The 13,004-nt window shown below is 60.3% G+C and carries 15 protein-coding genes; 11 read left to right on the top strand and 4 right to left on the bottom strand.

What is annotated here, in order from left to right; translation table 11 throughout:
• The first annotated feature begins 44 nt into the window (after positions 1–44).
• The 9 genes from EPZ47_RS20455 to araH all read left to right on the top strand — a co-directional run bounded on the left by EPZ47_RS20455 (position 45) and on the right by araH (position 8,946).
• A complete protein-coding gene (locus EPZ47_RS20455) occupies positions 45–1,013 on the top strand; it encodes a GTP 3',8-cyclase MoaA (RefSeq protein ID WP_135846460.1) in 969 nt (322 codons plus the stop codon).
• A 134-nt stretch (positions 1,014–1,147) separates the two neighbouring features.
• Positions 1,148–1,753, top strand: coding sequence for a DUF4823 domain-containing protein (locus tag EPZ47_RS20450; protein ID WP_135846459.1), 606 nt, complete (start codon positions 1,148–1,150; stop codon positions 1,751–1,753).
• Positions 1,754–1,766: 13 nt separating this feature from the next.
• A complete protein-coding gene (locus EPZ47_RS20445) occupies positions 1,767–2,327 on the top strand; it encodes a DUF1285 domain-containing protein (RefSeq protein ID WP_135846458.1) in 561 nt (186 codons plus the stop codon).
• A gap of 177 nt (positions 2,328–2,504) precedes the next feature.
• A complete protein-coding gene (locus EPZ47_RS20440; RefSeq protein WP_135846457.1) occupies positions 2,505–3,251 on the top strand; it encodes a FadR/GntR family transcriptional regulator in 747 nt (248 codons plus the stop codon).
• Positions 3,248–4,144, top strand: a complete 897-nt coding sequence (locus tag EPZ47_RS20435) for an SMP-30/gluconolactonase/LRE family protein (protein ID WP_135846456.1) — start codon at positions 3,248–3,250, stop codon at positions 4,142–4,144. The genes EPZ47_RS20440 and EPZ47_RS20435 overlap by 4 nt, the downstream gene beginning before the upstream one ends.
• Before the next feature lie 215 nt (positions 4,145–4,359).
• Entirely contained in the window at positions 4,360–5,178 is an 819-nt protein-coding gene (locus EPZ47_RS20430; RefSeq protein ID WP_135846455.1) for an SDR family oxidoreductase, read from the top strand.
• Positions 5,179–5,353: 175 nt separating this feature from the next.
• A complete protein-coding gene (locus tag EPZ47_RS20425; RefSeq protein ID WP_135846454.1) occupies positions 5,354–6,358 on the top strand; it encodes a substrate-binding domain-containing protein in 1,005 nt (334 codons plus the stop codon).
• 65 nt (positions 6,359–6,423) lie between these two features.
• Positions 6,424–7,968 (top strand): L-arabinose ABC transporter ATP-binding protein AraG, encoded by a 1,545-nt coding sequence (gene araG / locus EPZ47_RS20420; RefSeq protein WP_135846453.1) that lies wholly within the window; start codon positions 6,424–6,426, stop codon positions 7,966–7,968.
• 9 nt (positions 7,969–7,977) lie between these two features.
• On the top strand, positions 7,978–8,946 hold the full coding sequence (gene araH / locus EPZ47_RS20415) for an L-arabinose ABC transporter permease AraH (protein ID WP_135846452.1): 969 nt from the start codon (positions 7,978–7,980) through the stop codon (positions 8,944–8,946).
• Positions 8,947–9,094: 148 nt separating this feature from the next.
• On the opposite strand, the gene EPZ47_RS20410 is transcribed toward araH, so the two are convergent.
• From EPZ47_RS20410 to EPZ47_RS20400, 3 genes are all read right to left on the bottom strand, one after another.
• A complete protein-coding gene (locus EPZ47_RS20410; RefSeq protein ID WP_135846451.1) occupies positions 9,095–9,475 on the bottom strand; it encodes a Rho termination factor N-terminal domain-containing protein in 381 nt (126 codons plus the stop codon).
• Positions 9,476–9,507: 32 nt separating this feature from the next.
• A complete protein-coding gene (locus tag EPZ47_RS20405) occupies positions 9,508–9,852 on the bottom strand; it encodes a hypothetical protein (RefSeq protein ID WP_135846450.1) in 345 nt (114 codons plus the stop codon).
• A gap of 83 nt (positions 9,853–9,935) precedes the next feature.
• Positions 9,936–10,589, bottom strand: coding sequence for an HD domain-containing protein (locus EPZ47_RS20400; protein WP_135846449.1), 654 nt, complete (start codon positions 10,587–10,589; stop codon positions 9,936–9,938).
• Between the two features lie 109 nt (positions 10,590–10,698).
• On the opposite strand from EPZ47_RS20400, the gene EPZ47_RS20395 reads away from it, so the two are divergent.
• A complete protein-coding gene (locus EPZ47_RS20395) occupies positions 10,699–11,181 on the top strand; it encodes a GNAT family N-acetyltransferase (RefSeq protein WP_135846448.1) in 483 nt (160 codons plus the stop codon).
• 5 nt (positions 11,182–11,186) lie between these two features.
• On the opposite strand, the gene EPZ47_RS20390 is transcribed toward EPZ47_RS20395, so the two are convergent.
• Positions 11,187–11,819 carry a glutathione S-transferase family protein gene (locus EPZ47_RS20390; protein WP_135846447.1) on the bottom strand — a complete coding sequence of 211 codons (633 nt, stop codon included), beginning with the start codon at positions 11,817–11,819 and terminating at the stop codon, positions 11,187–11,189.
• Positions 11,820–12,007: 188 nt separating this feature from the next.
• Here EPZ47_RS20390 and EPZ47_RS20385 point away from each other — a divergent pair, with 188 nt between their 5' ends.
• Positions 12,008–12,991, top strand: a complete 984-nt coding sequence (locus EPZ47_RS20385; RefSeq protein WP_135846446.1) for a 2-dehydro-3-deoxygalactonokinase — start codon at positions 12,008–12,010, stop codon at positions 12,989–12,991.
• Positions 12,992–13,004: the final 13 nt, after the last annotated feature.

The following is a 13,004-nucleotide window of genomic DNA, read 5'->3' as shown; positions in this document are numbered from 1 at the left end:
GGTCAAGTTTCACGGGTCCGATTCTTCTTTCGCCGGAGTGATCCATGATCGTTGACCGTCAAGGCAGGCGTTTTCGCAATTTGCGGATCAGCCTGACTTCCGCCTGCAATTACGCCTGTACCTACTGCGTGCCCAACGGCAAGCGGCTGGTGGCTGCGCAGGATGAACTGTCGGCCGAGGCCATGGCGCGGGGCGTGGCTTACCTGATCGAAGCCGCCGGCATCGAACGGCTGCGCATCACCGGTGGCGAGCCACTGGTCAGCCCCAAGCTTGAAAGTTTCATGACGGCGGTGGGGCAGATGGGCCTGGAAGACATCAGCCTGACCACCAACGGTCAGTTGCTGGCGAAAAAACTACCGTTGCTGGTAGACGCTGGCATTCGCCGGATCAACGTTTCCCTCGATACCCTGGACCCCGCAGCGTTTCGCAGTATCGCCCGTGGCGGCGACCTGGCGACCGTGCTCGACGGCATGGAACAGGCCCGGGCGGCGGGGCTGAAGATCAAGGTCAACATGGTGCCGTTACGCGGGCAGAACCTGGACCAGGTGATGCCTTTGCTCGAATACTGCCTGGAACGTGGCTATGAGTTGCGTTTCATCGAGTTGATGCGCATGGGCCACCTGGCCAGCGACTCCAACGCCTTCCTGCAGCAGTTCGTCAGTCTTCAACAGTTGCTGAGCCTGATTGGCGAGCAATACGAATACCTGCAAGCCGACGCGCCAGTGGATGCCACGGCGGTGCGCTATGAGATCCCGGGGTTGGGGCACTTTGGCGTGATCGCCAACGAAAGCGTGCCTTTCTGCCGTACCTGCTCCCGGCTGCGGTTGTCCTCTACGGGGTGGCTGCATGGCTGCCTGTCGTCGAGTAACCGTCATTTCGTCGGCGACCTTTTGGATAAACCTCGTCATCAGGCATTGCCGGCGCTGCAGCGCCTGCTGGTCAAGGCGTTGGGAGATAAGCAGGAAGTGGCGTTCTCCGGTGGCGCGACCATCATGAAAATCATCGGCGGCTGACCGAAGGCTTGCCCGCGATAGCCATTTTTCATTCTGCTTGGATCCGTCTGACACCCGTATTTCGATGAGCTGGCGCAAAAGCTGCATCCACTGGCCATTCGCCGGTTTTCCGTCACCGGTTTTTGGAGGGTAGGATGCGTAGCCTGGTTTTGCTGCTGGCCGTTTTGGCGCTTGGTGGCTGCATGAATGTCAGCGACATGGGGGAGGGCGTTCGTTACCACATGAGCGACGCTGGCCTGCTGGACCATAGCGAAAGCCGTCGTATAAACAACCTGCGTATTCAGCCGGACTCGTTCATCTACATCGCTCAGGGGGCCTTCGCGCCACCCGGCAGCGCCTATCCGCGTCCCAACGTCGTGGCCGAAGAAGCCTTTAACGGTTTCATCGAATATTTCCCCATGGTCCGTCGCGCCCGTGTTCCCGAAGGCCTCGACCAGGCCATGGGCGAAGCCCGTGCCGCCGGTGCCCATTACTTGCTTTACACCCGGTTCGCCAAGGCCGATAACCGCATCGGCAACACCGACGAATGGCAAGATGAAGAAGCGGTGGATCGCCTGGGTGTGGATACCAGCGTGATTCAAATCATGTTGATCGAGACCAGCACCCAGTATTTGATTGATACTGCACGGATCAAGAGTCGTGGCGGTTTACTGACGTTGCACGACAAGCAACCACAAGACCTCATCGCCGCGCCTTTGCGTGAATATGCCCGCACCTTGCTGGGGATGGGCGACGAGTAAATAAGGAGTCACCATGAGCGGACCGCAAAAAGCCAATGACTTGCTGGGGCAGATCCCCAAGACCAAAGGCCTGCCGCCGGTCCACTTGTGGAACCCCGACTTCTGCGGCGACATCGACATGCGCATCGCCCGTGACGGCACCTGGTACTACCTGGGCACGCCTATCGGGCGAAAGCCGATGGTCAAGCTGTTCTCCACCATCATCCGCCGCGACGGCGATGATTACTTCCTGATTACCCCCGTGGAAAAAGTCGGCATCAAGGTCGACGATGCGCCGTTCGTGGCCGTGACCCTCGAGGTTGAAGGTCAAGGGGAAGGGCAGTTGTTGCGCTTCACCACCAATGTCGAGGAAACCACCGAGGCTGGTGCCGAGCATCCGCTGCGGGTGGTGATCGATCCCCAGACCCAGGAGCCTGCGCCCTACGTGCATGTGCGCAGCAACCTCGAAGCGCTGATCCACCGCAATGTGTTCTACCAACTGGTGGAACTGGCGGTCAGCCGCGAGATCGATGGGCAGAGGTGGTTGGGCGTGTGGAGTGGTGGGGTGTTCTTCCCGATTGGCCTGGAACCGTAAACCCTGTGGGAGCGGGCTTGCTCGCGAAGGCGCCAGCACATCCAACATCTTCTCAGCTGACCCACCGCTTTCGCGAGCAAGCCCGCTCCCACAGGTGGTTTGCGTAAAATTCAAATTGACACCCAATCATATGATGATTAGCGTGGACCACCAATAAGAGTGGCCCACGGGGTTTTCATGTCCAGCAGTTTTCATGCATCGACCGTCGATTGGCTGGGGGGCTGGATCGCCGCCGGCCAGGTCAAGCCTGGGCAGACCATCAAGGTCGAGGCGGACTTGGGCCAGCAACTGGGCGTCAGCCGCACAGTGATTCGCGAGGCGATCAAGACCCTGGTGGCCAAAGGCATGCTCGAAGTCGGGCCGAAAGTCGGTACGCGGGTGTTGCCGGTGCGGCGCTGGAACCTGTTCGACCCGCAGGTGGTCGGCTGGCTGTCGCGCAGCGGCCTGCCGGAAAACTTTGTCGATGACTTGCTGGACCTGCGCCGTACCATCGAGCCGATGGCGGTGCGCTGGGCTTGCGAGCGGGCCACGGCCGACCAGGTGCAGGCGATCCGCCTGGCCTACCATGCCCTGGAGCGGGCGGTGGACAGCGGCGCCGATTACAACCGCGCCGACCAGTTTTTCCACGAGTGCATCCTCGCGGCCAGCCATAATCAATTCATCGAACAGATGGTCCCGGCCCTGGGCGCGCTGCTGGCGGTGTCGTTCGAGGTGTCGGCCGCCGACCCGGATGAGCTGCGCCGCACCTTGCCGATTCACAAGGACATCGCCGACGCCATCGCCGCCCGTGACGCGGCGCGCGGTGTCTGGGCCTGCATGACGCTGATCGATAATGCCGACCTGGCGATCAAGCGCTTTTACCCAAATGTCATGGCCGGTCGAACAGACGCTGCCGGGCAAGCTGGAAACAGGAGGTTTCAATGAAGTGGACAGCGGTGACGGAACATCGGGCGACATTGGGTGAGGGGCCGTTCTGGGATGTGCCGACACAAGCACTGTATTGGGTTGATATCGCCGGCAAGCAGGCGCTGCGACTGATCGGCGCCAATGTGCAGATCTGGCAGATGCCCGAGCATGTGTCTGCCTTCATTCCAACCCAGAGTGGCGACGCGCTGGTGACCCTGAGCAGTGGTGTGTACCGGCTGGATCTCGACTCACCGGGGCTGGAACCCCGCTTGACGCTGCTGTGCATGGCCGATCCCCAGCCCGGAAATCGGCCCAACGAAGCCCGTTGCGATGCCCTGGGCCAACTCTGGCTTGGCACCATGCAGAACAACATCGGCGAAGAGGGCGAGGACTTGCCTGTCGAGCAGCGGTCCGGCGGGCTGTTTCGCGTCAGCAGTGATGGTCGGGTCATGCCGTTGTTGCGCGGGCTGGGCATTCCCAACACCTTGCTATGGAGCCCCGATGGCACCACGGTGTATTTCGGCGATAGTCTCGATGGCACGTTGTACCGACACTTTATCTACCCTGAGGGCAACCTGGCGCCCGCGCAGGTCTGGTTTGGCCCCCACCCCCGTGGTGGGCCGGACGGTTCGGCAATGGATGCCCGAGGTTATATCTGGAACGCGCGCTGGGATGGCAGTTGCCTGCTGCGGTTGCACCCGGACGGTCATGTCGATCGGGTGATCGAGTTGCCCGTCAGTCGACCGACCAGTTGTGTGTTCGGTGGTGAGGACCTCAAGACGTTGTACATCACCAGCGCGGCGAGTCCGCTGGGCCATCCGCTGGACGGTGCCGTGCTGTCGATGCGGGTGGATGTCCCTGGTGTGGCCTGTACTCGGTTTGCTGGGATTGTCCCAAAATATGGGATGTAAATATATATATTGAGATTATTTGGTGGTCGGGTTTATAGTCGGCTCCATCAGCGATACGCACTCACACTAAAAAAACAAAACAGGTGAAGTGATGCAACGATCCTCCCCCGTACGCCCTGGCGGCGTACGAGACTCACGGTTTTTTACAATGCCTTGTGACCGGTCATCCCTGGAGGCCCGGTTTTTGTCGTGCCTGCGAGCAGGAGTCTTGAGCCATGGCTGAAGCCCTTGCCTTGCCGCCAGTGCCCGAGCCACCGAAGGGCGAGCGACTGAAGAACAAGGTCGTGTTGCTGACTGGCGCTGCCCAGGGTATCGGCGAGGCCATCGTCGCCGCGTTCGCTTCGCAACAGGCACGGTTGGTGATCAGTGACATTCAGGCCGAGAAGGTCGAGACAGTCGCCGCCCACTGGCGTGAGCGCGGGTCGGACGTGCAGGCGCTGAAAGCCGATGTGTCGAACCAGCAGGACCTGCACGCCATGGCCCGCCGTGCGGTCGAGCTGCACGGCCGTATCGACGTGTTGGTGAATTGCGCCGGCGTCAACGTGTTCCGCGACCCATTGGAAATGAGTGAAGAAGACTGGCGTCGCTGCTTCGCCATCGACCTGGATGGCGCCTGGTATGGCTGCAAGGCGGTGTTGCCGCAGATGATCGAACAGGGCGTGGGCAGCATCATCAACATCGCGTCGACCCATTCGTCCCACATCATTCCCGGCTGTTTCCCTTACCCGGTGGCCAAGCACGGCCTGCTTGGCCTGACCCGCGCCCTGGGTATCGAATATGCGCCAAAAGGGGTACGGGTCAACGCCATTGCGCCGGGTTATATCGAAACCCAACTGAATGTCGACTACTGGAACGGCTTTGCCGATCCTCATGCCGAACGCCAGCGTGCGCTGGATCTGCACCCGCCAAAGCGTATCGGGCAACCGATCGAAGTGGCAATGACGGCCGTGTTCCTGGCCAGCGATGAAGCACCTTTTATCAACGCGTCATGCATCACCATCGATGGTGGACGTTCGGTCATGTACCACGACTGAATATTCCTGGGTTGCAGTCGGAAACTTTGCCTGTAATCCAATCATCATACGATATGACTATTTGGGCCTATGCTGTGTAGCAACTTGATTTGACCGCCCAGCCTGCGCATTTCCACCGATGGTGGAGCAGAACCCTGGACGTTTGGCTTTCAATAAAAAAAACAAGGAGTCAACTATGAATCATCGTCGTGGGATCCGTTCCCTGTGCCGCGCCGCCCTGGCGGTTACCGCGGTCAGCCTCAGCAGCAGCTTGCTGGCGGCTGAAGAAGTGAAAATCGGTTTTCTGGTCAAGCAGGCCGAGGAGCCTTGGTTCCAGACCGAATGGGCGTTCGCCGAAAAGGCGGGCAAGGACAAGGGCTTCAAGGTGATCAAGATCGCCGTGCCCGACGGAGAGAAGACCCTCTCGGCCATCGACAGCCTCGCCGCCAACGGCGCCAAGGGCTTTGTAATCTGCCCGCCCGACGTGTCCCTCGGCCCAGCCATCATGGCCAAGGCCAAGCTCAACGACATGAAAGTGATTGCCGTCGATGACCGTTTCGTCGGTTCCGATGGCAAGTTCATGGAAGACGTGCCGTACCTGGGCATGGCCGCGTTCGAAGTAGGCCAGAAGCAGGGCAGCGCCATGGCCGCTGAAGCGAAAAAACGCGGCTGGGACTGGAAAGACACCTACGCGGTGATCAACACCTATAACGAACTGGACACTGGCAAGAAGCGCACCGACGGTTCGGTGGACGCCCTGAAGAAGGCCGGCTTTCCAGACGATCACATTCTTTACACCGCGCTGAAAACCCTCGATGTACCCGGCAGCATGGATGCCACCAACTCGGCCCTGGTGAAACTGCCCGGCGGCGCGAAAAACCTGATCATCGGTGGCATGAACGACAACACTGTGCTGGGCGGCGTGCGCGCCACTGAAAGCGCCGGTTTTGCGGCGGCCAATGTAATCGGTATCGGCATCAACGGCACTGACGCCATCGGCGAACTGAAAAAACCCAACAGCGGTTTCTTCGGTTCGATGCTGCCTAGCCCACACATCGAAGGCTACAAAACTGCCGAAATGATGTTCGAGTGGGTCACCACCGGCAAGGAGCCGCCGAAGTACACCGCCATGGACGAAGTGACGCTGATCACTCGGGAGAACTTCAAGCAAGAGCTGGAAAAAATCGGCCTGTGGAATTGATGGCCGATTGATTCAAAGCGACCCCGGCAACGGGGTCGCTTGATCTCTGTGAGTTCGAGGTGGTTATGCAAGCGCAAACAGCGACACAGCAACACAACATCGGCGGCAGCTTGCGGTTCAACGGGATCGGTAAATCCTTTCCTGGCGTGCAGGCGCTGGCCAATATCAGTTTCGTTGCTCATCCGGGGCAGGTTCATGCCTTGATGGGCGAGAACGGCGCGGGCAAGTCCACGTTGTTGAAGATCCTCGGCGGTGCCTACATCCCGAGCAGCGGCGATTTACAGATCGGCGAGCAGACGATGGCCTTCAAATCCACCGCCGACAGCATTGCCAGCGGCGTGGCGGTGATTCACCAGGAGCTGCACCTGGTGCCAGAAATGACTGTCGCCGAGAATCTGTTCCTTGGCCATTTGCCGGCCCGTTTCGGCCTGGTCAATCGTGGGCTGCTGCGCCAGCAGGCGTTGACGCTGCTCAAAGGCCTGGCCGATGAAATCGACCCCCAGGAAAAAGTCGGTCGTCTGTCCCTCGGCCAGCGCCAACTGGTGGAAATCGCCAAGGCCTTGTCCCGTGGCGCCCATGTCATTGCCTTTGATGAACCCACCAGTAGCCTCTCGGCACGGGAAATCGACCGCTTGATGGCGATCATTACCCGCCTGCGGGACGAGGGCAAAGTGGTGCTGTACGTCAGTCACCGCATGGAAGAAGTGTTCCGCATCTGTAACGCGGTGACGGTGTTCAAGGACGGCCGCTACGTACGGACCTTCGAGAACATGAGTGAACTGACCCACGATCAGTTGGTGACGTGCATGGTCGGTCGCGATATCCAGGACATCTACGATTACCGTGCCCGCGAGCGCGGCGACGTGGCGTTGCAGGTTGATCGCCTGCTCGGCCCGGGACTGCGCGAGCCCGTGAGTTTCCAAGTGCACAAGGGGGAAATCCTCGGGCTGTTCGGGTTGGTGGGGGCCGGTCGTACCGAGCTGCTGCGCTTGCTCAGTGGCCTTGAGCGTCAGACGGACGGGCGCCTGGTGTTGCATGGTGAAGAACTGAAATTGCGTTCGCCCCGCGATGCCATCGCCGCCGGCGTGCTGCTCTGCCCGGAAGACCGCAAGAAAGAAGGCATCATGCCGCTGGCCAGCGTGAGCGAGAACATCAACATCAGCGCCCGCAGCAGCCATTCCACCCTCGGCTGCCTGTTGCGTGGCGATTGGGAGCGGAGCAACGCCGACAAACAGATCAAGGCGCTGAAAGTGAAAACCCCGACGGCGGGGCAGAAAATCATGTACCTGTCCGGTGGCAATCAGCAGAAGGCGATCCTCGGTCGCTGGCTGTCGATGCCGATGAAAGTCCTGCTGTTGGACGAGCCGACCCGCGGTATCGACATCGGTGCCAAGGCCGAGATCTACCAGATTATCCACAGCCTGGCGGCCGACGGCATCGCGGTGATTGTGGTGTCCAGCGACCTGATGGAAGTGATGGGTATTTCCGACCGAATCCTGGTGCTCTGCGAAGGGGCCATGCGCGGCGAGTTGCCGCGTGACCAGGCCAACGAATCCAACCTGCTGCAACTGGCGCTGCCACGCCAACGCGTTGCCGACGCGGCGAACTGAGAGGTAATCATGACCATTCAAAACAATGCACTGCCAACGGCACGCAAACCCCTGGACCTGCGTCGCTTCCTGGATGACTGGGTCATGCTGCTGGCGGCCGTCGGCATCTTCGTGCTCTGCACCCTGATGATCGACAACTTCCTGTCGCCGCTGAACATGCGCGGACTGGGCCTGGCGATTTCCACCACCGGCATCGCCGCCTGCACCATGTTGTATTGCCTGGCGTCCGGACACTTCGACTTGTCGGTCGGCTCGGTGATCGCTTGTGCCGGCGTGGTTGCGGCGGTGGTGATGCGTGACACCAACAGCGTGTTCCTCGGCATCAGCGCAGCGCTGGTGATGGGGCTGATCGTTGGCCTGATCAACGGCATCGTCATCGCCAAGTTGCGGGTCAATGCGTTGATCACCACATTGGCGACCATGCAGATCGTCCGTGGCCTGGCCTACATTTTTGCCAACGGCAAAGCGGTGGGGGTGTCCCAGGAATCGTTCTTTGTATTCGGCAATGGCCAGATGTTTGGCGTGCCGGTGCCGATCCTGATCACCATCGTCTGCTTTCTGTTTTTCGGCTGGCTGCTGAACTACACCACCTACGGGCGCAACACCATGGCCATCGGTGGCAACCAGGAAGCGGCATTGTTGGCCGGGGTGAACGTTGATCGCACCAAAATCATCATCTTCGCCGTCCATGGCGTGATCGGTGCCTTGGCCGGGGTGATCCTGGCGTCGCGCATGACTTCGGGCCAGCCGATGATCGGCCAGGGCTTCGAACTGACCGTAATCTCGGCCTGCGTGCTCGGCGGCGTGTCGTTGAGCGGTGGTATCGGCATGATCCGCCATGTCATCGCCGGTGTGCTGATTCTGGCAATCATCGAAAACGCGATGAACCTGAAGAACATCGACACTTTCTACCAATACGTCATTCGCGGCTCGATCCTGCTGCTGGCGGTGGTGATTGACCGCTTGAAGCAACGCTGAAAACAGAGATCGTTGGCGATTGCTCTACCGCTATCGCGAGCAAGCCCGCTCCCACAGGTTTTGGTGTCAGGGCTCAGAACCTCGGCACAGCACAGACCCAATGTGGGAGCGGGCTTGCTCGCGATAGCGTCCTCCCTGACGCCAACGATCACCCCGCCTTGCGCAACGCTTCGACCAATTCCTGCTTGCGCATCTTCGAGCGCCCGGGAATATTTTTCGCCCGGGCCTCCTTCATCAGGCTGTCCACGGTCTGGGTCCCGTGGGAGGCTTTGCTGGTGCGCGGGTGACCTTCGCGGGTCTTGGCGGCGCGGCGGGCTGATTCCTTGCGGTCGGTTTTCTTGGCCGCCGCCGGTTTTTCCTTGCCAGAGCCACCAGAACGTTCGCCGCCACCGGACTGCTTGTTCACCGTTGCCCAAGCCCGTGCCTCGGCCTCGTTCTCGGACACGCCCTTTTTCTCATAACTCTTTTCAATGTGTTCGGCCTTGCGCTTTTGCTCGGCGGTGTATTTTTCTTTGCTTCCACGAGGCATGGGATGTTCCTCCTCAAATGTCCGGGCAGAGGCTACTGGCTGGCGGCGCCACCTTCGGAGCCCGAACCACCGGTTGTGGTTTTCGAGCCTACCCCAGTCTCGGCGTTATCAGGCGTGGTCGAGTCCGGTGTATTCATGCCCCCCTGGCGCCCCGTGTCATTACCCTGCACCCGCGGATCGGTGCCGGTGGCCGGTGGCTGGCCATTGTTCAGGCCGCCGCCGGTGCCGTCGGTGTTCAACTTGGGCAGGCCTTGCGTGGCGGGGGAGTTGGGCGGCTCCACGGGATCGGTCGGCCCGGTGCCGGAGGTAGAGGCCGCGAAGGCCACCGAGGACAGCAGCGTGGCCAATGTGAGTGCAGTCAGCCTTGAAGTGATCATGGTGTCGCCTCCATTTTTCAGAATGCTTGCCTGGTCTTGGGCTGCGCTGGATTTGCGTTGGTGCCTCGGGCGCGACGAATGGTCTAGGCGTCGAGTCCGGCTTCTTCGATGAATTGCTCCATGAAGCCTTTTAGCTTTTCGTGACGGACCTGCGCCATGTGTTGCCCGGTGACGGTCTGGAAACCGTCGGCCAGGTGCAACAACTTGGTCTGGAAATGATCGAGGCAGAAACGACGATCATCATAATCTCGCGACTTGGCTTGCGGATCCTCGGGATCGTAGAGCGCACTGCCCATGCGTCCGGCAACGTAGAACGTCCGCGCGACTCCGAGCAAGCCCAGTGAGTCGAGGCGGTCGGCGTCCTGGAGGATTTTTGCTTCGAGCGTGACGGCAGGAATATTGGCCGAGAAACTGTGAGCTTCGATGGCATGGGCGACGGCACTGATTTTTTCGTCTGGCCAGTTCAGCGTCGACAACAGGGTCGATGCCTTGTCTGCCGCCAGTCGAGAAGCCTGGGCGCGCAAGGGTGAGTTCTTTTCCACAGCCACGCAGTCATGCAGCAACGTCGCCGCCAGCAGAATAGACAGATCACCGCCCTCATGACCCTGGAGGGTACGCACGTTGTGCCAGACCCGTTGCAGGTGCGACAGATCGTGCGCGCCGTCCTCCGAAGGCTCCAGCGCATGGGGTAACAATTGAGCGGCGACGGTTTGTAGTGGCGCAAAGGCGGCGGTCATGACAGATCCTTTGTTTGCAGGTACTTCGATGGAGATGTTCTTTTTCATGTGTGACGAGCGCCCTGTGGCGGCTTAGTATGGCGCTTTCAATTGGCTACAAGGCCTGTTCATGTCGATCGAGATCCGTCCTGCGCAACCCAGCGATGCGCCTCAAATCCTTGCTTTCATCACTGAGTTGGCCGATTACGAAAAGGCTCGCCACGAAGTCATTGCCAGTGTGGCTGACATCGAACGCAGTCTGTTCAGCGAAGGCGCGACCGCCCATGGGCTGATCTGCCTGCGGGACGGCGTGCCGATTGGTTTTGCGGTGTTTTTCTTCAGCTATTCCACCTGGCTGGGCAGCAACTGCCTGTACCTTGAAGACTTGTACATCACGCCTGACCAGCGCGGTGGCGGAGCGGGCAAGACACTGTTGCGGCATCTGGCGAAGATTGCCTGTGACAACGATTGCGGTCGCTTCGAGTGGAGCGTGCTGGACTGGAACACCCCGGCCATCGACTTCTACAAATCCCTCGGTGCGCAACCCCAGGAAGAGTGGGTGCGCTACCGGATGGATGGCAAGGTGCTACGGGATTTCGCCCACGGCAACTGAGTGCTTCATGAGTGTGCCGCGGATGCGTATTCGGCAAACCCCGGCCGCCGTTCGAGGCGTTTGCAGTAGGCGGCCACGGCCGGATAGTCGGGACGCTCCATGGGCGTCTGGCGCCAGCGATGCACAGACAGGCCGATGAGCACGTCCGCGAGGGAAAACTGCGCACCGGCCACGTAGGCGCCGGTGCGGTTCAACTGTTGTTCCAACAAACCCATCTTCTCGTTCCAGCCTTTGATGCCGGCGGCAATGCGCTGCGGGTCCTGGAAATCCGGATTCTTGCGCACCAGCGCGTGGAACGCGTAGCCCCATGACGGGTTGAGTTCCGTTGCCTGCCAGTCCATCCACTGTTCAACGCGGGCCCGGGCTGCAGGCTCAAGGGGCAGTAAGTCGCTGCGTCCGTTCTTGCCTACCAAGTAGCGGCAGATGGTATTTGACTCCCAGAGCACGCCGTTCTCATCAATGATCACCGGCACCTGGGCATTGGGATTGAGGGCCAGGAACGCTGGATCATGGGTCGGCGTAAAGCCGATACCCCAGTCCTCACGCTCGTAGGTTATTTCCAGTTCCTGGCAGGTCCACAGCACTTTTCTGACGTTGATCGAGGAAGTACGACCGAGGATTTTCAGCAGTTGTCCCATCACTTGTTCCCTGAATTCTAAGGCGTCCGGACAGGAAACGTAGCAGGGTCGTGGCTGAATGGCGATTGGCTTTGTAGGTGATCTTTATATCCCACTATATGGGAGTGATATTTATATATTGAGATTTAATCGCGCCCAGGTTTATAGTCCGTCTCACTCACTGCCAAAAAACAAAACAGGTGAAGCGGATGCAGGCGCAATTGATCGCGCTCGATTGGGGGACCACCTCATTACGGGCTTACAAACTCGCCGCCGGTGGCGAGGTGCTCGAACAGCGCTCGCTGTCGACGGGGATCATGCAGTTGCCCTCCGGGCCGCGAACCCTGGCCGGCCGGGTGTGCGTCGACGGCTTCGAATTGGCCTTCGATGAGGCCTGCGGCGACTGGCTCGATGCACAGCCTGGCTTGCCTGTCATTGCCTGCGGCATGGTCGGCAGTGCTCAGGGCTGGCGCGAAGCGCCTTACTGCGACACACCCGCCAACGTCGCCAATCTCGGACATTCCCTACAAACCGTTCGGAGTCTTCGCGGCGTTGATGTGCATATCGTGCCTGGGGTGATCCAGCGTTCACGCTTGCCCAATGTCATGCGCGGTGAAGAGACCCAAGTGCTCGGTGCCTTGCACAGCCTGCCGGACGAAGCCGTGCTGATCGGCCTGCCCGGCAGTCACTCGAAATGGGTGGAAGTGGCCGATGGTTGCATCGAGCATTTCGACACCTTCATGACCGGTGAGATCTTCGCCGTGCTCAGCGACCACAGCATTCTCGGCCGTACCCAGCAGCGTAGCGCGACGTTCGACGGCCTGGCCTTTGATCGTGGCGTGCAAGTGGCGTTGTCGGTGGATGGCCAGATCGGCCCGTTGTCCACCGTGTTCAGCGCCCGCAGCCTGGGCTTGACCGGCGAACTGATGGCTAGCGCCCAGGCGGACTACCTCTCTGGCCTGTTGATCGGTCATGAGCTGACGGCGCTGGCCACCGTACAACGCCGGCGCCGCGACAGCATCCACCTGCCGGCCGTGGTACTGATCGGCAATTCCCAACTCTGCGCCCGTTATCAACGGGCCCTCGACGCCTGCGGTTTTGCCCGGGTGACCCTGGCCGAACAGGCCACCGAGCGTGGTTTGTGGCAACTGGCCGTGGCGGCCGGGCTGCTCGATTCCACCGCATCGCGTTAAACGACTGGAGGTC

Source organism: Pseudomonas viciae, assembly GCF_004786035.1.
Lineage (GTDB): Bacteria > Pseudomonadota > Gammaproteobacteria > Pseudomonadales > Pseudomonadaceae > Aquipseudomonas > Aquipseudomonas viciae.
Note: the sequence above shows the minus strand (reverse complement) of the source record. Positions and strands in the feature narration are given on the sequence as shown.

Bases quoted from the DNA above. Each gene is read 5' to 3' on its own strand.
- EPZ47_RS20455 (WP_135846460.1), top strand. From the start codon at position 45: ATGATCGTTGACCGTCAAGGCAGGCGTTTTCGCAATTTGCGGATCAGC.
- EPZ47_RS20450 (WP_135846459.1), top strand. From the start codon at position 1,148: ATGCGTAGCCTGGTTTTGCTGCTGGCCGTTTTGGCGCTTGGTGGCTGC.
- EPZ47_RS20445 (WP_135846458.1), top strand. From the start codon at position 1,767: ATGAGCGGACCGCAAAAAGCCAATGACTTGCTGGGGCAGATCCCCAAG.
- EPZ47_RS20440 (WP_135846457.1), top strand. From the start codon at position 2,505: ATGTCCAGCAGTTTTCATGCATCGACCGTCGATTGGCTGGGGGGCTGG.
- EPZ47_RS20435 (WP_135846456.1), top strand. From the start codon at position 3,248: ATGAAGTGGACAGCGGTGACGGAACATCGGGCGACATTGGGTGAGGGG.
- EPZ47_RS20430 (WP_135846455.1), top strand. From the start codon at position 4,360: ATGGCTGAAGCCCTTGCCTTGCCGCCAGTGCCCGAGCCACCGAAGGGC.
- EPZ47_RS20425 (WP_135846454.1), top strand. From the start codon at position 5,354: ATGAATCATCGTCGTGGGATCCGTTCCCTGTGCCGCGCCGCCCTGGCG.
- araG (WP_135846453.1), top strand. From the start codon at position 6,424: ATGCAAGCGCAAACAGCGACACAGCAACACAACATCGGCGGCAGCTTG.
- araH (WP_135846452.1), top strand. From the start codon at position 7,978: ATGACCATTCAAAACAATGCACTGCCAACGGCACGCAAACCCCTGGAC.
- EPZ47_RS20410 (WP_135846451.1), bottom strand. From the start codon at position 9,475: ATGCCTCGTGGAAGCAAAGAAAAATACACCGCCGAGCAAAAGCGCAAG.
- EPZ47_RS20405 (WP_135846450.1), bottom strand. From the start codon at position 9,852: ATGATCACTTCAAGGCTGACTGCACTCACATTGGCCACGCTGCTGTCC.
- EPZ47_RS20400 (WP_135846449.1), bottom strand. From the start codon at position 10,589: ATGACCGCCGCCTTTGCGCCACTACAAACCGTCGCCGCTCAATTGTTA.
- EPZ47_RS20395 (WP_135846448.1), top strand. From the start codon at position 10,699: ATGTCGATCGAGATCCGTCCTGCGCAACCCAGCGATGCGCCTCAAATC.
- EPZ47_RS20390 (WP_135846447.1), bottom strand. From the start codon at position 11,819: ATGGGACAACTGCTGAAAATCCTCGGTCGTACTTCCTCGATCAACGTC.
- EPZ47_RS20385 (WP_135846446.1), top strand. From the start codon at position 12,008: ATGCAGGCGCAATTGATCGCGCTCGATTGGGGGACCACCTCATTACGG.